This window comes from Silvimonas soli, assembly GCF_030035605.1.
Classification (GTDB): Bacteria; Pseudomonadota; Gammaproteobacteria; order Burkholderiales; family Chitinibacteraceae; genus Silvimonas; species Silvimonas soli.
Window position 1 is genome coordinate 2,580,374 of sequence record NZ_CP106736.1, and the last position, 24,024, is coordinate 2,604,397.

A 24,024-nucleotide genomic window follows, 5' to 3' on the forward strand; every position below is an offset into this window, starting at 1 on the left:
TGTTATTGGCCCCGCAATTCCCACAGCCCGAATTCAATGCCGTTGTTGTTGGATAAACCACGCCAGATATAGCGGCTGGCGAGCAAGCTTTGCATGCGGGCAAAGGCGCCTGGGTCGCGCGTCTGGTCGTAGCTGCTCCAGACCACGTAGCGCACTTTGCGGCTGGCCAGCCACTGCGCCGCATCGGGCAAACCGCCGTGGTACAACGCGCGGATATAGTCGGCGTCGCGGTTGATAAACCACGGATGATCGCGCCACAGGCCTTCATGATCTGGCCAGCCCAACGCCGACGGCTGGCCGCTGTGCAGCGCAAAGGCGCCATGCACCGTGTATGAACCACCATCCAGCCCTTCCATCACCAGGCCCTTTGGCGCGCTGCGTAGATAACTGAGAATGGCGCGTTGGCCCGGATCGTCCGCCAGCCAGGCATCGCCCGCCAGTCGTCCCGCGTGATTCTTCGGGTGATTGATCCAGTACTGCGCTTGCGGAATAACATACAGGCAGGTCGCCAGCAGTGGCAGCCATGCCACGCTGCGTATCCATTTTCGGCTGGATGCCAAGGTAAGAGTGCCCAGCAAGGCAATGCCTGCCGGGAACAACCACGACCACCATTTGAGCGTGGTATTGAAGCGGTTGTACTTGCCGCCCAGGGGGTCATCGATAAAGAAAATCTCGGTGATGATCAGCAGGATCAAAACGCCCCAGGCTGCCCACCAGCTGCGCCGATCATCCCGACCGCTGGCCAGGCCCAGACCTGCCAGCACCAGCACCGGCCACCACACTGCAATGAACTGGCGGATCGGGGTGTGATCCAGACTGGTAACCAGGGCAAAGGCCGTCGGTACCGCGTTGGGGGCGAAATGCGCGAGGAATGGGTAAATCAGCACGCCTGCGGTAACCGCGCCACCCAGCAAGGCCCGCCAAAACACCGGCAAGCCGCTACGCCAGCGATAAGCGCACCAGCCCAGAATCAACAGCGCCTGCAATGGCAGCGTCCACGGGTTGAGCGCCAATAACAGCGGCAGGCTCAGGCCCAGCAGAAACACGCCGGTTTCATCACGCCAACCGTAGGCATCCGTTTCGGTGTTTTCGGAAGAGTTGTCCGCGCGGCGAGGCTCAAGTGCGCCAATCAACGCCAGCACAAACAACAACAATGCAAAGCCACCGACTGGCGGATGCAGATCGCCCAGGTAGGTGTAATAAGAGATGGTTTCCAGCGGCAAATCCCTTGTTTCAAAGTCCGATGTGGGCTTTTGCTCGGGAGTCAGCGCCGGAAATAGCGCACGGCCCAGTTCGGTATTGACTTGCTGATCATACAAACCGGTAAAGCGGGTGTTGGACCACAGCAGCGTTACCGCGTTGCCATCAGCTTGCTGGGCGTTGGTGGAGGGCAGATCGTAGATCAGCGGCAGCAGCGGCGCGACGCCGGTACCGCCCACCGTCAGCGCGGCGACCACCAGCAAGCGTCCGGCGCGACGTTGCAAGAAGCGCCCGGTGAGGCTCCAGGCCAAGCTGGCGGTAAAGGCGAAGGTGGTGCAAAAGCCCAGGTTCATCGCCCGGCCTGCATCCAGATTCAGAAACCGTCCCTGCAACGCGGTGGCGTAATGCAGAAAGCCGTAATAGATATCGAAGCGATAACCCGGCAGCCATTGATCCGGCGGCGGCAAAGTAGAGCCGGGCAGATAGTTGGCTACAAAGTACAGGTCAGTCAGATGCTCGGATTGGGCATCCAGATCGGGAAAGACAAACCGCCAGGCCAGCGCAAACAGAAATGCGCAGGCAAAGGGCAGTTGTCCGCGCCACCAGGCGGCGTCCGCCAGCCGCTTGTTGAGCGTCAACACTGACAACGCGGTGCAGATGGGCCACAGCCAGGCCAGATGCCCCAGCCCGGCAAAGTGTTCAACAAAGAACAGCGCCAGGCACAGCAGCAGCACGCCGGTGGCGCGCGCCAGATCGATATCGCCCAGGCGACGTTCAAAACACTGCGCCAGTCCTGCCAGATTAATGAACAGAATCAATAGCGTCAGTGCGAGGGCAATCAGGCCCATGGTCTCCCTCCTCCGGGTACCGGATCGCTGTTGGGATCAACAACTGGAAGACCGGCTGGCGTTGGTATCCACGCAACACCCAGGCAGAGGCGGGTTAATCGAGGCGGGAGATGGCGGCAGCGGAATTCCGGTTGCGCCCGTGATTTTTGGGTGCGTCCGGCGTTTTATCATGCTTTGCGCGGTAGCGGAACATGCAACCGGCAAGCTTGTTTTAAGTTGCGCAGCTTACTATGCCAGAACTTGCCAATTGCAGGGCAAGTCACCGTAAAAGGACGGATGGCGCTTGCCACAAGGCTGAACGGCGGTTCCAATGCGGGCCATGACTTTATCTTGCCGTCCCGGCTGCGGTGCCTGTTGCATTGCGCCTTCAATCACCAGCCCCTTACCCGGCATGCCAAACGGCAAGCCCGCTGGAGTTCCGTGTGTAAATCTGCTGCCCGATTATCGCTGCGCGGTATTCGGCAAACCCGAACGCCCGGCCTTTTGCGGCGGGCTGCAGCCAGAAGCCCAGATGTGTGGCGACTCGCGTGCTGGGGCGTTGATATGGCTGGCGCAGCTGGAAACCGCCACTGCGCCGTAACGCGGCGCTAACGGGCAGTGTCGTAGCTGAGTTTCGGATACCAATCCTTCCCGCGACCGGCAGGCGTCAGATCGAGGATGGTCCACAGCGGCATCAGGTCCGGCGCACCGCGTGGGTCCTGGCCGGGATCGGCGGTTTCAAAGCCCATTTCATCGCCATAAAAATGGCGAACCTGATCTCCCGAGCGGGTGAATACGTTCAAGCCGGGCACGTCGTCGCCAGCCGGGTCTTCGCCGATGTAATCGCGGTTAAAGCTGTTGCCGACGGATGAATACAACCGTAGATGTCGCCAGCCACGTTCTTGTTTGAATGCCTCCATGCGTTCAATCGGCGCGCGGGCGAAGACGGCAAAGCCGACGCGTTGCAAGATGTCGGGCATCTCGCCATCCCAAGCGCTGAGCAAACAGGTGCACATCGGGCAGGGACGTTCGCGCCGGGGGCCGAACATCCAGTTGTAGACGATCAGGGTGTCATGCTCGCCAAAAATCTGGCTGAGGGTGACTGGGCCATCGATACTTTCAAAGCGGTAATTTTCTGGTACCAAACCACCTGCTGGCAAAGCGCGGCGTTGCTCGGCGACGCGTTCGATCTGCCGTCGCAGTTCGATTTCTTCAGCCAGCAGGGCATTACGCGCCTGGCGGTATTCCGGGGTCTCGCCGGGAAAACGGCGGGGGGATTGTGCCAGTTCGGTGGCGGGGACGAGCTGAGGTTGATTCATGGAGGTCTCCATGAGGTGATCGCAGCTGTGATCCTGGCCTGGCCTTTGGGGGTTGTGGCTGGTAACGCCTGATTGCGCCCGCTGCACGGTCAGCGGGGTAGGCATGCGCTGGCAAATGACGTGTTTGCGGCCAACAAAAAGGCCGGATGGTGATCCGGCCTTTTTGGCGAGTCTGCTGCAAGAGAGCGGCTTACTGCGCGCCCGGCTCCGTAACAAAGCCCAGCTTCTCAATGCCTGATTGCTGAATTGCCGCCATGGTTTTGGCGACGTATTCATATTGAACTTTGCGATCACCACGCAGGCGGATTGTCGGTTGCGGGTCTTTGGCTGCTGCGGCGGCCAGATGTTCTTTGAACTCGGCTTCGCTCAATTTGGTTTCGTCCCAGAAAACCGAGCCATCTTCCGTCACCGAGATATTCACCGACGCCGGTTTGACCACCTCCGGCTGGTTGGCGGCGCGCGGCAGGTTCACTTTCACCGCGTGCGTCAGTACCGGTACGGTGAGCATGAAGATAATGAGCAGCACCAACATCACGTCCACCAGCGGAGTCATGTTGATCTCGCTCATGACTTCGCTGTTGTCGCCACCGATTGATTTGCTGAATGCCATCTGACCTTACTCCGCGTGTTTGGACTGACCGTTCACCACCGCCAGTTGCGGGCGGGATTGATCGCGGGCCACGGGGGCGCCGGTCACAAAGTAGGCATGCAGGTCCTGGGCAAAACGGTTGAGCTTGCCGGTAATGGAACGATTGCCGCGTACCAGCGCGTTGTAGGCCAGCACAGCCGGGATCGCCACGGCCAGACCAAACGCGGTCATCACCAGCGCTTCGCCCACCGGGCCCGCAATTTTGTCGATGCTGGCCGCGCCGGCAGCAGAGATGCCGATCAGCGCGTGATAGATGCCCCAAACAGTGCCGAACAAGCCCACAAACGGCGCCGTGCTACCGACCGATGCCAGGATCGACAAGCCACGTTGCATGCGCTCGGTGCCTTCTTCAATCGCGCCGTTCAGGCTGCTGATCAACCAGTCAGAAAGTGCCAGCTGGCCGTGCAGATCAGCCTGGTTGTCGCGGTGGTGTGCCACAGCGGCCTGGCTTTCCAGTGCCAGCAGGCGGAACGGGTTGTCCTGGGTTTTGCCGGTCAGTTGCGCCAGACCTTCGTCAAAGCGGTGGGCATGCCAGAAGTCGTGCGCGGCGGCCGCGCGACGGCGATTGGCCACGAGGCGGAAAGCATGCGTGACGATCACATACCAGCTGGCAATCGACATGATCAACAAGATGGTGGCAATGGCATGAGTGACGAAATCGCTCTGAGCCCACAGGTGGGCAAGGCTGAACTGTTGCGGTTGCATGGATGAGGCTCCTGTCTATTTGAGTGTTTGATCTCGCTGTGGCGTGAGTCGAGTGCCACAGCGTGTTTTGTCTTTGGTGTGAAGTTTGTGGATCAAGGCGCGTTAAGCGAGAACGTCACCGGCTGCACGTACCACATGGCAATCGGCTGGCCGCCTTGTCTGGCTGGCGTGAATTTCCATTTGCGAACGGTTTCCAGCGCGGAGCTGTCCAGCCGGCCAAAACCGCTGCTTTGCTTGAGCTTGATATCGCCCACCGTGCCGTCGGCCTGGATATAGACCTCTAGCAACACGCGGCCTTCTTCGCCCAATTTGCGGGAAATGGTCGGATAGGGCGGCTTCATGTTGCCGGTGGCGGCGGCATCGACTCGCGGTTGCGAGATCGCCGCCGGTGCAGGCGCTGCTGGCGCTGGTTTGGGCTCGGCCGGTGGTGGCGCCTCGGGTGCTGGTTTGATTTCATGCACTGGCGGTTCAGTCGCAACCTGGTTCGGTTTGGCGACCGGAATCGGCGGCAGCGGCTTGGGCACTGGAGGCTGTTTCACCACAGGCTGCGGCTTGGGCTGAACTTGTTGTTTGGGCGTGGGTGGGGCGACCACAGGCAACGGTGCCGGGGTTTCCAGAGTCACCGTAATTTCTTTGGGAGGCTGCGGCGGTTGCGTTTGCACCGTATGCAGCAGCGCACCAATCAATAGCACGTGTGCTCCGGTTACCAGCCCCAGTCGTGTTGCCTGGTTGCGATTCATATCTAAATGAGAATTACTTGCATTTATTCGAAGAGGCATATGATAATGATAACCCTTCGCATTTGCAAAGAAATTGCAAGCGAAACGAAATTAAATCCGCTTGCCAGCTTCGGTGCTGGTCTTGATCTGCCTTAAAGCTGCAAAGACAGCGGGCGATCAGTCACTCGTTCAGATCGCAGTCTGGTTTGTTCAGGACTTCCGGGGTGACATGGCGGGCGGAAATAAAACAGGCGGTAAACGCCACAAAACAGCCAGATCATTCCCTCGGAGACATCCCTCATGCCTTTGGCCAAAAAGCCACTCGCTGCCTTGCTCGCGGCGGCATTCACTGCGTCTTTTGCCTATGCAGATGACATCACCTCGACCACTAAACCTGCTGCATCCGAACAAGCACTGCCATCGGTCAACGTTAACGCCACGGCGGACCGTGACGAGGCCCGCACCGATTACAACCCCGGCGTCAGCACTGTGGGCGGCAAGGTGCCAACGGCAATTCGCGATATTCCGCAAACGGTAACGGTGGTGAATCGCGCGGTAATGGACGCCCAGGGTGCTGCGTCGCTGACTGATGCGCTGCGCAATGTGCCCGGCATTACCATTGGCGGCGCGGAAGGCGGCCAGATTGGTAACAACATCAATCTGCGTGGTTTTTCGGCGCGTACGGATATTTATCTGGATGGCGTGCGTGATCGCGGTCAGTACTATCGCGACACGTTCTATCTGGATTCGGTTGAGGTGCTCAAAGGCCCGTCATCCATGCTGTTCGGCCGAGGCTCGACCGGTGGTGTGATCAACCAGGTCAGCAAGAAGCCGCAACTGGCACAGGTGGGCGAAGTCAACGTCACCGTGGGCACAGATGACCGCTATCGCACCACTTTTGATGTCGGCCACGCCATCAACGATACCGCGGCCTGGCGGATCGAAGGCATGGCGCAAGATCAGCATTCCAGCCGTGATGTCATCAACAACCAGGATATCGGCATTGCGCCGTCGGTGACGTTTGGCATTGGCGAGCCGACCACCATTACCCTGTCGGCGTTGCTGCAACATAACAACGATATGCCGGATTACGGTGTACCCACCGTCAACAAGCGCCCGGCCAATGTTGACCAAAGCAACTTCTACGGCCTGACCGATGACCGTACCGTGCAAGACGTAGCCACCGTCAGCGCCAACATCGAGCACAAGTTCAACGACAGTCTGACCCTGCGCAACAACACGCAGTACAGCCACTACACCACCGATGCGCGCGAAACCGCATTGAGCACCGTGGTGACACCTGCAGGCGTCGCGCTGGATCGCACCAAGGGCAACCCAACCACCTTGCCGCAAGATTTGCTGCGCGTGCAACTGGCCAGCCATGACCGCGACATTACGGACGAATCGATTTACAACCAGACCGATCTGATCTGGAAAACCAATACCGGCAGCATCAAACACACCGTATTGGCTGGCGCAGAAATCGGCTACGACAAATACGAGAACCAGACCTACTCGCGCAACAACCTGCCGATTGTCTCGTTGATGGACCCGGCGCATTTGTCGAGCCCGGCCAATTCGGTTAGCACCAAGGGCAACTTTGCTGAGTCGACCGCTAACACGCTGGCGTTTTATGCCAACGACACGGTTGAGATCACCAAAGAGTGGAAAGCCGTGGCTGGCCTGCGTTGGGATCGCTTTGATGGCGAGATCAAGAACAGCATCAGCTTGCCGCTGTCGGCCAGTAACGACACGACCTTCACCAGCGTGCGTGCCGGCTTGATTTACCAGCCGACCGACAACCAGTCGTACTACATCAGCTACGGCACCTCGTTTAATCCCTCGCTAGAGGCTTTGACGGTCACGAACGGCACCCAAAACCTGGACCCGGAAAAAAACCGCTCTTATGAAGTGGGCGGCAAGTGGGACTTCCTGGCGGGCGATTTGTCGGTGAACTCGGCCTTGTTCCGCGTACAGAAAACCAATGCCCGCACCCAAGACGCCACCACCGGTTTGTACCAACTGGATGGCGACGTGCAGGTGCAAGGTTTTGAAGTCGGCATTGCCGGCCGGATCACCAAACAGTGGCAAGTGTTCGCGGGCTACACCTACCTGGATGGCACGGTAGAAAGCGCGCTCGACGGCACCACCGGCAATACGCTGGCCAATACGCCGAAGAACACCGCCACGCTGTGGTCGACCTACAACATCACTCACGACTGGGAAGTGGGCGGTGGCTTTGTAACGATGTCTTCGCGTTATGCGGCCAATAACAACATCGTCTCGGTGCCTGGTTACACCCGCTGGGATGCCACCGCGGCGTATCACCAGAAGAACTACGACGTGCGCGTAAACCTGCTGAATCTGACCGACAAGTACTACTACGACTCGGTGATTGCCTCAGACGGTGGCCGCGCTACACCGGGGATCTCCCGCACTGTACTGGTGACGCTGGGTTATCACATCTAAAGGCCTGAAGATTGTTGCGCCGCCTTGATGCATGGCCATCAGGGCGGCGCAATGCATCCAGAGATTGAACAAGGAACAACATGCTGGTCCGAATTCCTCAAGTGCTGAACGCTGAACAACTACGGCTGGCCCGAGCTGCACTGGAAAACGCCGGTGCCGCGTGGGTGGATGGCCGGGTGACGGCGGGTTATCAGGGCGCACCGGTTAAACAGAATCAGCAGATTGACGAGATGTCGCCGGTTGCACGCGAACTGGGCGATCTGATTTTGTCTGCGCTTGAGCGTAATCCACGCTTTATCAGCGCCTGTCTGCCCGACGTGATCTACCCACCCATGTTCAATCGTTACGGCGAAGGCATGACGTTTGGCAGTCACGTCGATGGCTCTATCCGCATTATCCCGGGTAGCGGTGGCCGCAAACTGCGTACGGATATCTCCGCCACGCTGTTTCTGGCGGAGCCGCATGAATACGACGGTGGCGAACTGCAGATTGAAGACAACTACGGTTCGCACTCCGTCAAGCTGGCTGCGGGCGACATGATTATCTACCCGGCAACCAGCCTGCATCGGGTCACACCGGTAACGCGCGGCACCCGGCTGGCCAGCTTTTTCTGGATACAAAGCATGGTTCGCGACGACGCCCAGCGCACCTTGTTGTTTGACCTGGACAATGCCATCCAGACGCTCAATCAAACCAACGCCGATCAAAGCGCCCGCACGACGCTAATTGGCAACTATCACAACCTGCTCCGAATGTGGGGAAACACATGATTAACAGTTTACTGGCCGAAAACCATAAAGGATTTCTGCCCGACCGCCTGCGTACCGGCAATTTTCTGAAATGGCTCAAGCGGGTGCATGCCTGGCTGGGCTTGTGGGGCGCCGCGCTGGGGCTGATGTTTGGCGTGTCGGGCTTTGTGCTTAACCACCGTGCGCAACTGAAGATCAACGCCGTCACCCCGGTGGAAAGCACAGTGCAGATCGCCATCCCCGATGACGCGCACGATGATCCCAAAGACTTTGCCAAGTGGTTCAGCGAATACACCGGCATCAAAGGGCATCCGCGCACCAAAGTCACACCAGCAAAAGAAGTGATCTGGAACGAGAAACCAGTGCAAAAACCGGCGGAGTGGTCGGTGACGCTGGCCAAGCCGAATTTCTCGGTGAGCGCTACCTATACCGAAGGCAACAAGCTGGTAGAGGTAAAACGCAGCGAGACCAATTTCTGGGGCGTGATTACCAATCTGCATAAAGGCGTCGGCGCGGGTGTGGGCTGGATTCTGCTGGTCGATACCCTGGCCGGTGCCTTGATCACCCTGTGCATCACCGGCTTTCTGTTGTGGAGCCGTTTGCACGGCCCGCGCCTGGCTGCGCTCGGATTGATTGGTGGTGCCATTGCCTGGGGCTGCTGGTCGGTGCTGTCGTAAGGCTGGCACGAATGGCAATAACACCAGCATTTGACATGGGCGACATCGCCGACTGTTGATGCAATCGGAGTCAGGACCAAAGGGCGGCATTGCAAAATGGCCGCCCTTTGCGCATTCGCAAGCCATTTACTGACTTCCCAAGGATTGCACCATGTCTGCCACTCACGGCAACGACCATACCGCCAACCCCGCACCTCTTGGGTTGTTGGGTTTCGGCATGACCACCGTATTGCTCAACCTGCACAACGCGGGTTTGTTTGAATTCAACGCCATGATCCTGGCCATGGGCCTGTGCTATGGCGGCGTGGCGCAGATCATCGCCGGCATCATGGAGTGGAAGAAGGGCAATACCTTCGCCTGTACCGCATTCACCTCGTACGGTCTGTTCTGGTTATCGCTGGTGGCGTTGTTGCTGTTGCCGAAAATGGGTATGGGGACACCCGCTGCCACGGGCGCTATGGTTTCGTACTTTGTGATGTGGGGCTTGTTCACTGGCGTGATGTTCATTGGCACGCTGGCACTCAACCGTGCCCTGCAAGTGGTGTTCGGCTCGCTCACCATTCTGTTCGCGTTGCTGGCGCTGGGTGACGGCTTGGGTTCCGCAACCATTGGCCAGATCGCAGGCTGGGAAGGCATCTTCTGTGGCTTCTCTGCCATCTACGCCGCACTGGCGCAGGTGCTGAACGAAACCCACGGGCGTGTGATGTTGCCGCTGGGCGAAAAGGCAGCCTGATTCGCCGAACGGCCAGGTTATTCCGTAGCCCGGATGAAGCCCGCAGGGCGGGAATCCGGGGGCAATGTTGGCAAGATCGAACGCAGGTTGTGGGTTGATGCATTCCTATCCCGGATTCCCGCTGCGCTCATCCGGGCTACGGAGCTGGGCAAGGCCCTTTGAGCGCGGGTTGCCCAATCAGTATGCCCTCAAGAGTGGTGACGGCCAGGTAACACATCTTTCCATCCTGATAGCTGCGGGTTTCGTAATCTTTGTTTGCTTCTGGCACGAAGGTCCAGTCTGTATTGCAAACAAAAGTATCAACGGCAGCGGTGGCTTGCTTGCCTGCGCCTTGCTGGGACATGAAACTCACGTCTATAGGTTGCCCAGCCGGAATATAAACTTCTGATACCGCTTGATATTTGGCGGTTGCATCACCGGACATGCCCAGTTTTTGGCCATTAAGATGACTATCAGACAAGCCGGTGAAAGCGTTGTTGGCCACGATACCTCCTCCAGCATATTCGTCATGGCATGCGCGGTTTGGTATAAGTCGCACGACGCCACCGGTTACCGTGCGTAAACGGGCGCGATCACCACTCTCAGGTTCTTTGTATGCGCTCACCAGAAAGCGGGGATTGGATATCTGGGCGCAGGCTCCCAGGGTCAACAAGGTGAGCAGCAAGAGAGGGGTAAGCGGTTTCATACGTCTTGAGTTCATGGGGTTTGGGAAAGTCCTATTTTATGCAGAACAGCGTTGGCAGAAATTGATGCTAACGGCAGTTGTTCTATGTAAGCTGCGCTCGCTTTTAATCAAGATGCAGAAAGTCTGAAAATAAAAAGACCCGCATAAAGCGGGTCTTTTTATTCAAGCTATTAAACAGTCTTAGTTCTTGGACTGATCAACCAGCTTGTTCTTGGCGATCCACGGCATCATGCCACGCAGTTGGGCACCAACCTTTTCGATTGGGTGTTCTGCGTTCAGACGACGGCGAGCGGTCATGCCTGGGTAGTTGGTCTTGCCTTCCAGGATGAACTGCTTGGCGTATTCGCCGGACTGGATGCGATACAGCGCTTTCTTCATCGCTTCTTTGGTAGCAGCGGTGATGACTTCCGGGCCGGTCAGGTATTCGCCGTATTCGGCGTTGTTGCTGATCGAGTAGTTCATGTTGGCGATGCCGCCTTCGTACATCAGATCAACGATCAGCTTCAGTTCGTGCAGGCATTCAAAGTAAGCCATTTCCGGAGCGTAGCCCGCTTCGGTCAGGGTTTCGAAGCCAGCCTTCACCAGTTCCACCGCGCCGCCACACAGCACCGCTTGTTCGCCGAACAAGTCGGTTTCAGTTTCTTCGCGGAAGTTGGTTTCGATCACGCCGCCCTTGGTGCCGCCGTTGGCTGCAGAGTACGACAGAGCGACATCACGGGCCTTGCCGGACTTGTCCTGGTACACAGCGATCAGGCTAGGTACGCCACCGCCCTTCAGGTACTCGGAACGCACGGTGTGGCCTGGGCCTTTCGGGGCGATCATGATGACGTCCAGGTCAGCGCGCGGCACGATCTGGTTGTAATGGATGTTGAAACCGTGAGCGAAAGCCAGCGCAGCGCCTTGCTTGATGTTCGGAGCGATATCTTTGTTGTACACGTCTGGCTGGTTTTCATCCGGCAGCAGAATCATGACAACATCCGCGCCCTTGACGGCTTCGGCAACTTCTTTAACCGGGAAGCCGGTGCTTTCTGCCTTGGACCACGAAGCGCCGCCTTTACGCAGGCCGATGGTCACGTTCACGCCGCTGTCTTTCAGGTTCAGCGCGTGGGCGTGGCCTTGCGAGCCGTAGCCAACGATGGTGACTTGTTTACCCTTGATCAGGGAGAGGTCAGCGTCTTTATCGTAATAAACTTTCATTTGGTATCACTCCTGTGAGGTGTAAGGAGTGAGGGGTAAGGGGCGGACACAATGCCGCACACCTCAAGCCTCACAAATCATCAGATTTTAAGAATACGTTCACCGCGACCGATGCCAGAAGCGCCGGTACGCACGGTTTCCAGAATCACGGCCGAATCCAGAGCCTTGATAAAAGCATCCAGCTTTTCACCAGGGCCGGTCAATTCAATCGTGTAGGTCTTTTCGGTCACATCGATGATACGGCCACGGAAAATATCCGCCATCCGTTTCATTTCTTCGCGATCTTTGCCGGTGGCACGGACCTTGATCAGCATCAGCTCGCGCTCAATGTGCTCGGACTCATTCAAGTCGATCACCTTGACCACTTCAATCAGCTTGTTCAGCTGCTTGGTGATCTGCTCGATCACTTCGTCCGAGCCATGCGTGACAATCGTCATGCGGCTCAGTGTCGGGTCTTCAGTGGTCTGAACGGTAAGCGAGTCGATGTTATAACCGCGGGCCGAAAACAAGCCCGTCACCCGGCTCAAAGCCCCGGCTTCGTTCTCGATGAGGGTGGACAGAATATGGCGCATGTTCACGTTCACTCCCTTAGCACAAGTTGCCGTAGTCACGGTTGTTTTCAAACGGCACTTGCTGCATGCCGGCCATGTGCGGGGGCAGATCCATCTGGTTCAGCCCGCGCCCGTTTTGCACCATCGGGAACACGTTTTCGGTTTGATCGGTACGGAAGTCGATAAACACCAGGCGATCTTTCAGCTTGGCGCTGAAGGCTTCCTTGAGTACCGGCTCAACGTCGGCCGGGTTTTCAACCAGGAAGCCAACGTGACCGTAGGCCTCGGCGACCTTCACGAAGTCTGGCAGTGCATCCATGTACGACTCGGAATAACGCGTGCCGTAGAAGAACTCTTGCCACTGACGGACCATGCCCAGATAACGGTTGTTCAGGCTCAGCACCTTGACCGGCGTGTGGTACTGCTTGCAGGTCGAGAGTTCCTGAATGTTCATCTGGATCGAGCCTTCGCCGGTCACGCAAGCAACTTGCATGTCCGGATTGGCCAGTTGCGCGCCCATGGCGGCAGGCAAGCCAAAGCCCATCGTGCCCAGACCGCCGGAGTTGATCCACTGCTTGGGGCGACGGAATTTGTAATACTGCGCCGCCCACATCTGATGCTGGCCGACGTCGGACGTCACAATCGCGTTGCCCTGGGTCACATCCCACAGGGTCTGGATGACGTGCTGTGGCTTGATGACCTCGGTCGACGGTGTGTACAGCAAGCTGTTGGGCTTGCGCCATTCATTGATCTGCTTCCACCAGTCTGCCAGCGGCTCGGCGGCCGGGCGGATGCCGGTTTCGCGCAGCAAGGCCAGCATGTCGGTGAGAACATGTTTGACATCACCAACGATAGGAATATCCACCTTCACGCGCTTGGCGATGGAGGAAGGGTCCACATCGATATGAATGATTTTCTTGGCGTTGGACAAGAACTGGTTCGGCACCGAGATGACGCGGTCATCAAAGCGTGCGCCAACGGCGATCAGCACGTCACAGTACTGCATGGCCAGATTGGCTTCATACGTACCGTGCATGCCCAGCATGCCAACAAAGTTGGGGTGAGTGCCGTCAATGGCGCCTAGACCCATCAGTGTGTTGGTCGTCGGCAGATTCAGCAGCGTGGCCAGTTCGGTGACTTCTTTGGCGGCACGGCCCTGAATGGCGCCACCGCCCACGTACAGGAACGGCCGCTTGGCTTCAGCAATCAGCTGTGCCGCTTTCTTGATCTGACCCGGGTGACCCTTGGTCGGCGGGTTGTAGCTGCGGATCGTGACCGATTCCGGGTATTTGAACTCCGTCTTGAGCATCGACACATCTTTTGGGATGTCGATGACGACCGGGCCCGGTCGACCGGTTGCCGCAATGTGGAAGGCTTTTTTGATGGTTTCGGCCAGATCGCGCACATCCTTCACGAGGAAGTTGTGTTTCACGATAGGACGCGAACAACCCACCATGTCCACTTCCTGGAAGGCATCCAGGCCGATGGCATTGGTACCCACCTGGCCAGAAATGACCACCAGCGGGATCGAGTCCATATAAGCAGTGGCGATGCCGGTCAGCGCATTGGTTGCGCCTGGGCCGCTGGTGACCAGCGCTACGCCAACCTTGTCGCTGGAACGCGAGTAGGCATCAGCGGCGTGGACAGCAGCTTGCTCATGCCGGACCAGCACGTGCTTGAATGCGTCTTGGCGGAAGATGGCATCGTAAATTTCCAGAACAGCGCCGCCAGGATAGCCGAAGACGAATTCAACGCCTTCTTCCTGCAGACAGCGCACCATTATTTCAGCGCCCGAAATCTCCATGGGTCAACCTTTGTGCTAACGAGTTAACGGAATCGGGAACGCAATGAGTCGACTACTTGGGCATGGCAGCGGGATGCAGCAAGGCGCATGTTCAAAAACATGCACATGAGAGCGCGAATCGTCCGCCGGGCTTGAGGCCCATGCCATGTTCCAGGGAACACGCATTGCGATCCTGATTGATCTGTACCGGGCTTGCCGCCGTCAAAGAGCTTGCATAAACGGTAAAACCGGGTCGTATCGAAGAAGCTTTGCTCAAGCACACGAAAACGATTGCTATGGTGTGCAAACGTCTGTGCGTGCGGCGTGGCTCTCCTTCTCGACCAGGGGGGTGACCCGTTTGTGCAACCCTACATGCAAAGGCTTGTGGCCCGCAAAGTGACGACCAGATGATAAATGCGCTGGCGGTTGCCGTTCGGCGCGGGCAGGCTGAGTAGGCCTGAACGCTATTACTTGACTGGTGTAGAACGCAAAACCCTACCGGAATCCAAAACGCTTGGCAAGTTTTTCGGGTGGTAATTCCTGGCTGGTAATGCAATACGCGAAGCTTTTTACAGAATGTAAATCGCTAAAATAATCAGGGACATCCTTACTGCGCTTTGCTACCATTCGCGGCTACCTGACAAACCCCTCGATGGCTTTCCAAGAGCCCTGTACGGAGAAACTGACCTGGACGCAACGGAAAAGCTGGCGGCATTTCTTGCCGAAGTAGAGCGCCGCGCGTTCAAGCAGGCGCAATACGCCGTGCAAGACGAAGACACCGCCCTGGATATTGTGCAAGACGCCATGATGCGTCTGGCCGACCGCTATAATGCGCGCCCGCCGGAGGAGTGGCCGATGCTGTTTCAGCGCATACTGCAAAATGCCATCCGTGATCATTTCCGCCGCCAGAAGGTGCGTGGCTTCTGGGTTACGCTGTTTTCTGCCTTCGAAAGCAAAGACGACGATGGCGACGCCGGCGACCCGATGGAATGGCTCGGCGCTGACATGCAGGCACCCAGCCCGGAAGAAGAGCACGATCAGGCGCGCACCATGGCTCTGATCGAAGAAGGGGTGGCACAATTGCCTGCACGTCAACGTGAGGCCTTCATGCTGCGTTACTGGGAAGAGCTGGACGTTGCAGAAACCGCCGCTGCCATGGGATGTTCGCAGGGCAGTGTCAAAACGCACTGCTCACGCGCCACGCATGCACTGGCAATCTGGCTGCAGCGGCGAGGCATCGATTGGTATGGTACACGGGGAGGGACATAAGATGGATCGTCCGTCTATGCAAGAACGCGAATTCGGTTTGAAAGTGAAATCGGTGCTGGATCAAGCGCCGGTGAGTGCAAATGCCCAGGCTCGGCTGAACACGGCCCGACGCCAGGCGATTGCGCGCGCGGCCGAATTGCAGCGCCGCCCCGTGCTGGTTTCCCGCCTGGCTGGCATGTCGCACTGGTTATCCGAAAAATGGCATGAGCATCCAGCAGCGTGGGGGACCGGCGCCGCTTTTGTTTTGGCGATTGCCGTGGGTGGCTGGTGGCAGCTGCAGAACCAGGCGCTCGGTGATGCTGACCATGCGGTAGACGTACAACTGCTGGCAGACGAAGTGCCGCTGGACACCTTTATTGACACCCGGTTTGAGCAATGGACCAATACGCCATCTACCGCCCGCGATTGATCATTGCCCATGTTTTGCTGCTAGGCGCTTTGTTGCTGCCTGGATTGGCGTTGGCTGACCCGGCTGAATGGCAAGGGCTGGACGCGGCTCAACGTCAGGTTCTGGCGCCCGTCGCCGGGCAGTGGGACCAGTTGCCGGAAGATTCCAAAACCATGCTGTTGCATGTGGCCAAGCGCTACGACACGCTTTCGCCAGAACAGCAGGATCGCGTGCGTGACCGCATTGGCCGTTGGGCGACCATGAGTCACGAAGAGCGCGAACGCGCTCGCGAAAACTACAAAAAATTCAAAGCCATGACACCGGAACAACGCCAGCAGATCATCCAGCAAACCTCTGTCGTTAAACAGCAGCAACCAGCCCCGGCCGCTGGCAAGAAGCGTTAATGACTGAGCTTGCACATCGCGCCGGCTGGTGGCGCCGCTTTTTCGCCTGGTGGTATGAACTGCTGTTGCTGATCCCCGTCTTGCTGCTCGCAGGGGCCTTGTTCCAGGGTGTATTCCAGTTGCTGACCCAAGTGCCGGTTGACCAGATCTCCCAATTGCCATGGGCGCGTAATCTGTCGTTTGGGTGGCTGCTGGTGGTGATGTTTGGTTATTTTGCCTGGTGCTGGAAGCGCGGCGGCCAGACGCTGGCCATGAAAACCTGGCGGCTTAAACTGGTAGCGCTCGAAGATGGCGGGCCGCTCAGCTGGCGCGCGGTGTCGATCCGTTTTCTGGTGTGTTTGATCTGTTTTGCGCCGGTCGTGCCATTGTGGGTTGAAGTCCGGGTCGATCATTCATGGCTGCCATGGGCGCAAATGTCGCTGGCGTGGTGCGTAATCCCGTTTGCCTGGGCGTGGTTCGATGGCGACAAGCAGTTTCTGCATGATCGCCTCGCAGGTACGCGTTTAGTGTTTGCGCCGAAGAAACCGCGCCAGAACCAGCAAGAGCCCGCCCAAGCCTAAGGCCAGCCAGTCACTGCAGCGCGCATAGGGTGTCATCCCCACATAATTGCGCGCAGTGCCTTCCAGAATTCCGCGTTTCCCTTCTGCCAGTACCGACACCAGCTTGCCGTGGTTATCAATGATCGCGGTCATGCCGGTGTTGGTCGCGCGCAGCATCATCCGGCCGGTTTCCAGAGCTCGCGCCTGTGACATCTGGGTTTGCTGCCACGCCGCCCAGGAGCCATCAAACCAGGCCAGGTTTGATACGTTCACCAGCAGTGTAGCTTCGGGCAGTGCATGGATGATTTCGCGGCCATACACGTCTTCGTAGCAGATGTTGGCAGCAAGGCGGGTGGTCGGGCCAATGGCAAACGCCGCTTGTTTGGTGCCGCCAGGCGTAAACCCCGACAACGGCATGTTCAGGTAGTGATACATCCAGCCAAACAGCCACGGCAGCGGCACAAACTCGCCAAACGGCACCAGATGGTGCTTGCTGTAGGTCGGCATTTTCGGGTCGGTCAGGAACATCACCGAGTTGTAGTATTCCTCAACATGCTGCCCGGTGAGTGGCACGCCGGTGACCAGCGCCCGTGGAGCAACCGCAGCACGCAGGTAATCCAGATACCAGTCGGGCGTGTCCGACAAGAAGGACGGAATTGCCGTTTCCGGCAGAATGACAATCTCGCCCTTGGCCTGGCGCGTTAACCGCAAATAGATGCGCAGGTTATCCAGATAATGCTCTTGCGCCCATTTCTCATCCTGCGGGATGGCGCCCTGCACCAGACTCACTGTCACTGGCTTGCCGATGGGTTGGGTCCATTCCACGTGCGTCAAACCCCAGCCAGCCAGCCAGGTGAATGCCACTGCACCCCACGCTTTGGGATTGCGCGGGAGTGCTGCGATCACGCCAAGCGACAAGGCCAGAATCAAGCTGATGCCATACACGCCCAGAATCGGCGCATAACCCGCCATCGACGTCATCGGCAACTGTGACGTGCCGACGGTGGCCCAAGGAAAACCGGTAAACAACCAGCCACGCAGCCATTCGGTCAAAACAAATGCCGTGGGTAAGGTCAGTCCGACCCGGATGCAGCGAGTATTGCCCAGCTTGTGGCCTAGCCAGGCGCCCAAGGCCGGGAAGATGGCCAGATAAACTGCCAGCAAAAACACGCAACCAGCCGCCATCCACGCTGGCATGCCACCAAATGTATGCAGGCTGATGAAGATCCAGTAGATATTGGCGCAGAAATAGCCGAGCCCCCACACATAACCCAGCAGTGCCGCCCGCTTTGGATTTTCAGCTTTCCCGGCAACCAGGAACAGCGCTGCCAATGCCAGCCACATCAAGGCAAAAGCGTTAACCGGGGCATAGGCAAAGACGCTGATTGCGCCGCAAGCGGTCAGCAGGAGTGGTGAAGCGTAGCGGGCCGGGGTAAAGCGCATGTCGTTCTTTTAAATGAAGCGACGCGCTCAGGCGCGCGTCGTGGTGCTGTTTGATATGGCCAACTGCCAATGAGGCAGATTGCCGGTATTACTTTGATTAGTCGTCGCCGGTAACGGGGATCAGTTCAGGCAGTTTCTCGATCAGCACGCTATGCACGCGACGGCTGTCGGCGCGCACGATCTGAAAGCGAAAGCCCTCAAAAGCGATGGTTTCGCCGCGCTTGGGTACGTGACCGAACTTGTTGGTCACCAGGCCCGCCACCGTATCGAACTCTTCATCCGAGAAATCCGCGCCCAGCGCTTCGTTCAGGTCTTCGATCTCGGTCAGACCTTTAACGCGCCAATGCCCTTTGCGGTCCAGCACGATATTGTCTTCAGATTCGTCGTAGTCGTATTCGTCTTCGATATCACCAACGATCTGTTCCATGACGTCTTCAATGGTCACCAAGCCCGCCACGCCGCCGTATTCATCCACCACAATCGCCATGTGATTACGGTTATTGCGAAAGTCTTTCAGCAGCACGTTCAGGCGCTTGGATTCGGGGATAAACACCGCCGGACGCAACATGTCGCGCAGATCGAACTCTTCATCCAGCGCGTAATAACGCAGCAGATCTTTGGCCAGCAATACGCCCAGCACATTGTCTTTACCGCCATCAATGACCGGAAAGCGCGAGTGCGCGGTTTCGATCACAAACGGAACGAATTCATCCAGCGGGGTAGAGATGTCGATCACGTCCATCTGGCTGCGCGGCACCATGACGTCGCGCACTTGCATGTCGCCGACATTAAGCACGCCTTCAATCATGGCCAGCGCATCGGCATCAAGCAGATGGCGCTCAAAAGCGGAATGGAGGATTTCTACGAGTTCGCCGCGGTCTTCAGGTTCACGCAGCAGGAAGTGGGTCAGTCGCTCAAGCCAGGACGACTTGTGCGACGAAGTAGGCTGTGAGGCCTCGTCCATAAGGTTTACTGCTCCATGTCCATGCGATACGGGTCATCATAACCCAAAGAAATGACAATCTGGGTCTCCAGAGCTTCCATCTCTTCGGCCTCTTCGTCTTCCAGGTGATCAAAACCCTGTAGATGAAGCAAGCCGTGTACCAGCAGGTGGCAGTAATGGGATTCGAGCGATTTGCCTTGTTCGGTGGCCTCGCGTTCAACCACCGGCGCGCACAAAACCAGGTCGCCCATCAGCGGCAGGCCGGGAATATCGGGCATGTCGCCGTCTTCATCGAAGGTAAAGGTGAGCACGTTGGTGGCGTAATCCTTGCCGCGATATTCGCGATTCAAGGTCTGGCCTTCTTCTGCATCGACCACGCGCACGGTGACTTCAGCTTGTTTGACATTGGGTCGCAGCGCGGCTTCGGCCCAAGTCTTCAAGAGTGATTTGGCCGGGATATTGGCCGCTTGCGATTCAATCTGCAGCGCCAGTTTCAGTTTCTTGCTCATTCGATTTCTTTGTGGGCGTGCTCGGCGCGTTTTTGCGCTTCACGTTCAGCTTTGCGTTGAGCCGCTTCAGCATCACGCAATTTGCCGGCGCGGTCATAGGCATCGACGATTTTCTGCACCAGCGGGTGGCGCACCACATCGGCCGAGGTGAAATAGTGCAGGGCAATGCCGCGCACGCTGGCCAGCACTTCCTGGGCGTCGGCCAGGCCAGACTTTTGATTCTTGGGCAAGTCGATCTGGGTTGGATCACCGGTGATGACCGCTTTGGAGCCAAACCCGATCCGCGTCAGAAACATCTTCATCTGTTCGGGCGAACTGTTTTGCGCTTCGTCCAGAATCACAAAGCTGTGATTGAGGGTGCGGCCGCGCATGAACGCCAGTGGGGCGATCTCGATGATGCCTTTCTCGAACAGCTTGGTGACTTTGTCAAAGCCCATCAGGTCATACAGCGCGTCATACAGCGGGCGCAAATAAGGGTCGACCTTTTGCACTAGATCGCCGGGCAGAAAGCCCAGCTTTTCGCCTGCCTCCACCGCTGGACGGACCAGCACCAGACGTTTGACGAGGTCACGCTCCAGCGCATCTACTGCACAAGCGACGGCCAGGTAGGTTTTGCCAGTCCCAGCCGGTCCGATACCAAAGGTGATGTCGTGCTCTTGTACGGCGCGGATGTATTGCGTCTGGCGCGGAGTGCGGCCACGCAGATCGGCGCGGCGCGTACGCAATTGCGACACGCCTTCACTGGCTTCATCGTAAACCGATGGGTTGGTCAGTTCGATCAAACCTAGCTGGATGTCATCCAGCTCCAGCACATCGTCTGCTTCGTTGTAGAAGTGTTCCAGCGCGGTGATCGCCAGTTCCAGCTGCTTGGCGTGGCCGGAAACCTTGAAGTTTTCCTGGCGACGGGCAATGGTCACATCCAGCGCGGTTTCGATCTGCTTGAGATTTTCGTCCAGCGCACCACACAGATTGGCCAGGCGGCGATTGTCGACCGGCGTGAAGGAGACGGTTTGTGTATTCAAAATGAGGTATTCATCCTTGGGCAGTCATTTCCGGTTGCGACCTTGCGCAAGGTCGCCAAAACGATCAAACACGTTCTGACCATATGCTGGCCGTACCGCAAAAAACAAGAACAAGCAGCGACCCGATACGAGTCTGCTGCTTGTTCAGAACTGCAAATCGTACGCGCTTAGTGGTGTGTCGGGCGCTTGCCGCCGCGCGGCGTGATCGGTGCCGCCGCAGCTTCAGCGCGTTCCAGCCAGTATTCGCGAATGGTCGGGATCACTTCGGGCAGGGCAGCGGCCAGATCATGTTCGAACTGAGCCAGGTCTTCGCCGTCGGCTTCCGCTTCGGCGCGGGCATCTTCGTCCGAGCAATCCAGAATCGGCGCGATCAGTTGCATGGCTTCTTCATCATCCATGAACGGTTTCCAGCCACGTGGATTCAGCGACGTGCCCAGCATGAAGCCGTAACACCATTGCTGGGCGATATCCAGATTGCGTTCCTGATCCAGATACACCAGCGGCGTGAATGACGGCGGCTCAGCATTTAGTTCATCGGTTAGATGGTTGTACAGACGCAGGATCAGGCCTTCAATGCGCTCTTGCTGGGCGCGGCTTTCCCACTGCGGCTTTTCATTGTGCTCACCCCACACCAGACTAAACCAGGTGTCTGGCGGGAGTTCTTCCGGGCCGACCAGTTGTGCGGTCAGAAAACCGTGCAGCATGGAAATATCCATGGCCTGGATCGGCGCGGCGTCAGATTCCAGAAACGTAGCCAGTTCTTCGACTTCCGCCTCGGTGAGCGTGGCAAGCAATTCGCTGTCTTTGGGCGAGGGCATGGATGTTTTTCCTTGATTACTCACAGCCCGAACAGGCTGCGATGAATTTTGACGACGACTTTGCGCACGGCTTCCGGCGCTTCTCCCGCCTGGCAGCATGGCCGGTGGATATCGCTAGGGAAGAACACGGCAAACATGCCGGGTGCAAGGTCAAAAAAGGCTTCAGTCTGTGGCGGTGCAAAAAAGGCGATGTCGTGACGTTCCCAGCGGTCTTCCAGTACGTGTTCGCCGGTCTGACCGCGCTTGGCCACGCCGTAACGCTCGTTTCCCGACAATACCAGCTGGATGTCCACATGCTGCTGGTGCGCTTCCGGGCGCAAGGTATCTGCGGGCGCGGTAGTCGGCGTCTGGATCATGAAAAACGATCCTTCCGTTGGCAGCGGGTATTTCCCCGGCGTCATGGTGGAGAGATCGAGTCCAGCCAGCGCTTCCAGCGCAGTATTGACTGCTGGCGGGAAAGCGCCTTTTTCGGATTGCCAGTTTTGCAGATTGCTCAGAATCATGGTGTGTCTATCCGGTTCCACTTTGGCGGGCCGGTCTTCAGGCGCTGACACGTTCCACCGTCACAATCTCGCCTTTGAGACTGTGCGGCAGGGCGGCCGTGACGCGTACATTGACAAAGGTATTGAGCAAACGCGCGTTACCGTCGAAATTGACGATACGGTTGTTGTCGGTGCGTCCGGCCAGCTGGTTGGCATCCTTGCGGGAAATGCCTTCCACCAGCACGCGTTGCACCGTGCCCACCATATTGCGGTTCACTTCATCGGCCAGATCCTGGATGCGCGTCTGCAAGCGTTGCAGGCGTTTGGACTTCACATCATCTGGCACATCATCTTGCAGATCGGCGGCAGGCGTACCCGGGCGACGGCTGTAAATAAAGCTGAAGCTGGCATCAAAGCCGACATCGTCGATCAGCTTCATGGTCTTTTCAAAGTCTTCCTCGGTTTCACCCGGAAAGCCGACAATGAAGTCGGAACTCAGGCAAATGTCCGGACGCGCTTCTTTCAGTTTGCGTACCAGCGACTTGTATTCAAGCGTGGTGTACCCGCGCTTCATGTTCACCAGCACGCGATCTGAACCGGCTTGTACCGGCAGGTGCAAATGGCTGACCAGCTTGGGCAGCTTGCGATAGCAATCGACAATGCGCGCAGTCATTTCACGCGGATGGCTGGTGGTGTAACGAATGCGTTCGATGCCTGGCACTTCATGCACGTATTCCAGCAGCATGGCGAAATCGGCGATGTCATCTTCTTCGCCGTTCACACCACTATCGACCATGCGGCCGCGATATGCATTGACGTTCTGACCCAGCAGCGTCACTTCCTTCACGCCTTGCTGGGCCAGACCGGCGACTTCGGCCAGCACGTCTTCAAACGGACGGCTCACTTCCTGGCCGCGCGTGTACGGCACGATGCAGAACGAACAGAACTTGGAACAGCCTTCCATGATCGACACAAACGCGGTGGCGCCTTCAACCCGCGCTGGTGGCAGGTGGTCGAATTTTTCGATTTCCGGGAAGGAGATATCCACCTGGCTTTTGCCGGAGCTGCGGCGCTCGGCAATCATGCCTGGCAAGCGATGTAGCGTTTGCGGCCCGAACACGACGTCAACATACGGGGCGCGTTTGATGATCTGCGCGCCTTCCTGGCTGGCCACGCAGCCACCCACGCCAATCACCAAATCAGGGTTGAGCGTTTTCAGATGCCGGACACGACCGAGATCGCTGAAGACTTTTTCCTGCGCTTTTTCGCGCACCGAACAGGTGTTGAAGAGGATCACATCCGCTTCTTCCACATTATCGGTTTTGGTCATGCCTTCGGTGGCACCCAGCAAATCTGCCATTTTGTCCGAGTCATACTCGTTCATCTGGCAACCGAAGGTCTTGATAAATACTTTTTTGGTCATTGCTGTAACTTCTTTTGTTCCTTGAGCCAGGCCTTTTGCTGCTTGAACTCGTCTTCGGTCAGTACCCAGATTTTCCAGACGTTACCGTTGGCTTCGGTGGTGTACCAGATGTCCACATCGGTGGGTACTTGCTGCGGTGGCAGCAGTAAATTATTGGTGCCGTATACGCGAATTGCCGCAGCCGGCATGCGATTTTCGTCGTCAATCGTGACAGATCCAATCTGATAGCTGTTCAGCGTACCCAACTGCCCATTCGGTGGCAGTACGCGATCGGCTAATGCCAGTGTCGAAACAAACAGTGCGACAACGGCCAGTACAACGGCAAAGGACTTACGCATAGGGTGTCTTATCCCGTTGAAAAACAGACAATTTTAGCAATTTGGCGCCAGCTTTGAAAGCCGCGTCGGCGGATGGGGTAATTTGCCGGACTGCAATCGCATGGCCCGGTTCCCGAAAAGTGACTTTAGCCGGTGTCCGGCCAGTTTTTGCGGCAAATCCGGTTTATCCAGACTGAAGGCCAA

General features: G+C 57.6%; 26 protein-coding genes. 9 read left to right on the forward strand and 17 right to left on the reverse strand.

Going from position 1 to position 24,024, the window contains the following annotated elements:
• Positions 1–2: 2 nt before the first annotated feature.
• Complete coding sequence (locus N7220_RS11885; RefSeq protein WP_283147734.1) at positions 3–2,048, reverse strand: DUF2298 domain-containing protein; 2,046 nt, start codon at positions 2,046–2,048, stop codon at positions 3–5.
• A 319-nt stretch (positions 2,049–2,367) separates the two neighbouring features.
• Between N7220_RS11885 and N7220_RS20775 the strand changes: the two genes are divergently transcribed.
• Entirely contained in the window at positions 2,368–2,628 is a 261-nt protein-coding gene (locus N7220_RS20775) for a YkgJ family cysteine cluster protein (RefSeq protein ID WP_390901494.1), read from the forward strand.
• A gap of 7 nt (positions 2,629–2,635) precedes the next feature.
• Here N7220_RS20775 and N7220_RS11890 read toward each other — a convergent pair whose 3' ends face one another.
• The 4 genes from N7220_RS11890 to N7220_RS11905 all read right to left on the reverse strand — a co-directional run bounded on the left by N7220_RS11890 (position 2,636) and on the right by N7220_RS11905 (position 5,440).
• Entirely contained in the window at positions 2,636–3,346 is a 711-nt protein-coding gene (locus tag N7220_RS11890; RefSeq protein WP_283147735.1) for a DUF899 family protein, read from the reverse strand.
• Between the two features lie 190 nt (positions 3,347–3,536).
• Positions 3,537–3,956, reverse strand: a complete 420-nt coding sequence (locus N7220_RS11895; protein WP_283147736.1) for an ExbD/TolR family protein — start codon at positions 3,954–3,956, stop codon at positions 3,537–3,539.
• Between the two features lie 6 nt (positions 3,957–3,962).
• Positions 3,963–4,700: a MotA/TolQ/ExbB proton channel family protein gene (locus tag N7220_RS11900; RefSeq protein WP_283147737.1), complete on the reverse strand. Its 738-nt coding sequence runs from the start codon at positions 4,698–4,700 to the stop codon at positions 3,963–3,965.
• A 92-nt stretch (positions 4,701–4,792) separates the two neighbouring features.
• The gene (locus N7220_RS11905) at positions 4,793–5,440 is read right to left on the reverse strand and encodes an energy transducer TonB (protein WP_283147738.1); all 648 of its coding nucleotides are present in this window, start codon (positions 5,438–5,440) and stop codon (positions 4,793–4,795) included.
• A 279-nt stretch (positions 5,441–5,719) separates the two neighbouring features.
• On the opposite strand from N7220_RS11905, the gene N7220_RS11910 reads away from it, so the two are divergent.
• From N7220_RS11910 to N7220_RS11925, 4 genes are all read left to right on the forward strand, one after another.
• A complete protein-coding gene (locus tag N7220_RS11910; RefSeq protein WP_283147739.1) occupies positions 5,720–7,888 on the forward strand; it encodes a TonB-dependent receptor in 2,169 nt (722 codons plus the stop codon).
• A gap of 80 nt (positions 7,889–7,968) precedes the next feature.
• Positions 7,969–8,658 (forward strand): Fe2+-dependent dioxygenase, encoded by a 690-nt coding sequence (locus N7220_RS11915; protein WP_283147740.1) that lies wholly within the window; start codon positions 7,969–7,971, stop codon positions 8,656–8,658.
• On the forward strand, positions 8,655–9,314 hold the full coding sequence (locus tag N7220_RS11920) for a PepSY-associated TM helix domain-containing protein (RefSeq protein ID WP_283147741.1): 660 nt from the start codon (positions 8,655–8,657) through the stop codon (positions 9,312–9,314). The genes N7220_RS11915 and N7220_RS11920 overlap by 4 nt, the downstream gene beginning before the upstream one ends.
• Positions 9,315–9,465: 151 nt before the next feature.
• The gene (locus N7220_RS11925) at positions 9,466–10,047 is read left to right on the forward strand and encodes an acetate uptake transporter (protein ID WP_283147742.1); all 582 of its coding nucleotides are present in this window, start codon (positions 9,466–9,468) and stop codon (positions 10,045–10,047) included.
• Between the two features lie 136 nt (positions 10,048–10,183).
• Here the strand turns inward: N7220_RS11925 and N7220_RS11930 are convergent, their stop codons facing one another.
• From N7220_RS11930 to ilvB, 4 genes are all read right to left on the reverse strand, one after another.
• Positions 10,184–10,732 (reverse strand): hypothetical protein, encoded by a 549-nt coding sequence (locus N7220_RS11930; RefSeq protein WP_283147743.1) that lies wholly within the window; start codon positions 10,730–10,732, stop codon positions 10,184–10,186.
• A 180-nt stretch (positions 10,733–10,912) separates the two neighbouring features.
• Positions 10,913–11,929 (reverse strand): ketol-acid reductoisomerase, encoded by a 1,017-nt coding sequence (gene ilvC, locus N7220_RS11935; protein ID WP_283147744.1) that lies wholly within the window; start codon positions 11,927–11,929, stop codon positions 10,913–10,915.
• 80 nt (positions 11,930–12,009) lie between these two features.
• Positions 12,010–12,501: an acetolactate synthase small subunit gene (ilvN, locus tag N7220_RS11940; protein WP_283147745.1), complete on the reverse strand. Its 492-nt coding sequence runs from the start codon at positions 12,499–12,501 to the stop codon at positions 12,010–12,012.
• A 16-nt stretch (positions 12,502–12,517) separates the two neighbouring features.
• Positions 12,518–14,284: a biosynthetic-type acetolactate synthase large subunit gene (gene ilvB / locus N7220_RS11945; RefSeq protein ID WP_283147746.1), complete on the reverse strand. Its 1,767-nt coding sequence runs from the start codon at positions 14,282–14,284 to the stop codon at positions 12,518–12,520.
• Positions 14,285–14,950: 666 nt separating this feature from the next.
• On the opposite strand from ilvB, the gene N7220_RS11950 reads away from it, so the two are divergent.
• From N7220_RS11950 to N7220_RS11965, 4 genes are read left to right on the forward strand one after another with little or no spacing between them, the layout of a single operon-like run.
• Entirely contained in the window at positions 14,951–15,532 is a 582-nt protein-coding gene (locus tag N7220_RS11950) for an RNA polymerase sigma factor (RefSeq protein WP_283151439.1), read from the forward strand.
• A 1-nt stretch (position 15,533) separates the two neighbouring features.
• Positions 15,534–15,941 (forward strand): DUF3619 family protein, encoded by a 408-nt coding sequence (locus N7220_RS11955; protein WP_283147747.1) that lies wholly within the window; start codon positions 15,534–15,536, stop codon positions 15,939–15,941.
• Positions 15,908–16,324: a DUF3106 domain-containing protein gene (locus N7220_RS11960; RefSeq protein WP_283147748.1), complete on the forward strand. Its 417-nt coding sequence runs from the start codon at positions 15,908–15,910 to the stop codon at positions 16,322–16,324. The genes N7220_RS11955 and N7220_RS11960 overlap by 34 nt, the downstream gene beginning before the upstream one ends.
• Positions 16,324–16,884, forward strand: coding sequence for an RDD family protein (locus tag N7220_RS11965; protein WP_283147749.1), 561 nt, complete (start codon positions 16,324–16,326; stop codon positions 16,882–16,884). The genes N7220_RS11960 and N7220_RS11965 overlap by 1 nt, the downstream gene beginning before the upstream one ends.
• Here the strand turns inward: N7220_RS11965 and lnt are convergent.
• The 8 genes from lnt to N7220_RS12005 form a co-directional block, all read right to left on the reverse strand.
• A complete protein-coding gene (lnt, locus tag N7220_RS11970) occupies positions 16,828–18,306 on the reverse strand; it encodes an apolipoprotein N-acyltransferase (protein WP_283147750.1) in 1,479 nt (492 codons plus the stop codon). The genes N7220_RS11965 and lnt overlap by 57 nt on opposite strands.
• 97 nt (positions 18,307–18,403) lie before the next feature.
• Positions 18,404–19,270 (reverse strand): CorC family transporter, encoded by an 867-nt coding sequence (locus N7220_RS11975; protein ID WP_283147751.1) that lies wholly within the window; start codon positions 19,268–19,270, stop codon positions 18,404–18,406.
• Positions 19,271–19,275: 5 nt separating this feature from the next.
• A complete protein-coding gene (gene ybeY / locus N7220_RS11980) occupies positions 19,276–19,758 on the reverse strand; it encodes an rRNA maturation RNase YbeY (RefSeq protein WP_283147752.1) in 483 nt (160 codons plus the stop codon).
• On the reverse strand, positions 19,755–20,783 hold the full coding sequence (locus N7220_RS11985; protein ID WP_390901583.1) for a PhoH family protein: 1,029 nt from the start codon (positions 20,781–20,783) through the stop codon (positions 19,755–19,757). The genes ybeY and N7220_RS11985 overlap by 4 nt, the downstream gene beginning before the upstream one ends.
• 164 nt (positions 20,784–20,947) lie before the next feature.
• Entirely contained in the window at positions 20,948–21,598 is a 651-nt protein-coding gene (locus tag N7220_RS11990) for a UPF0149 family protein (RefSeq protein WP_283147754.1), read from the reverse strand.
• 20 nt (positions 21,599–21,618) lie between these two features.
• Positions 21,619–22,101, reverse strand: coding sequence for a NanQ anomerase/TabA/YiaL family protein (locus tag N7220_RS11995; RefSeq protein WP_283147755.1), 483 nt, complete (start codon positions 22,099–22,101; stop codon positions 21,619–21,621).
• A 37-nt stretch (positions 22,102–22,138) separates the two neighbouring features.
• On the reverse strand, positions 22,139–23,503 hold the full coding sequence (gene miaB, locus N7220_RS12000; protein ID WP_283147756.1) for a tRNA (N6-isopentenyl adenosine(37)-C2)-methylthiotransferase MiaB: 1,365 nt from the start codon (positions 23,501–23,503) through the stop codon (positions 22,139–22,141).
• Positions 23,500–23,841, reverse strand: coding sequence for a hypothetical protein (locus N7220_RS12005; RefSeq protein ID WP_283147757.1), 342 nt, complete (start codon positions 23,839–23,841; stop codon positions 23,500–23,502). The genes miaB and N7220_RS12005 overlap by 4 nt, the downstream gene beginning before the upstream one ends.
• Positions 23,842–24,024 lie beyond the last annotated feature (183 nt).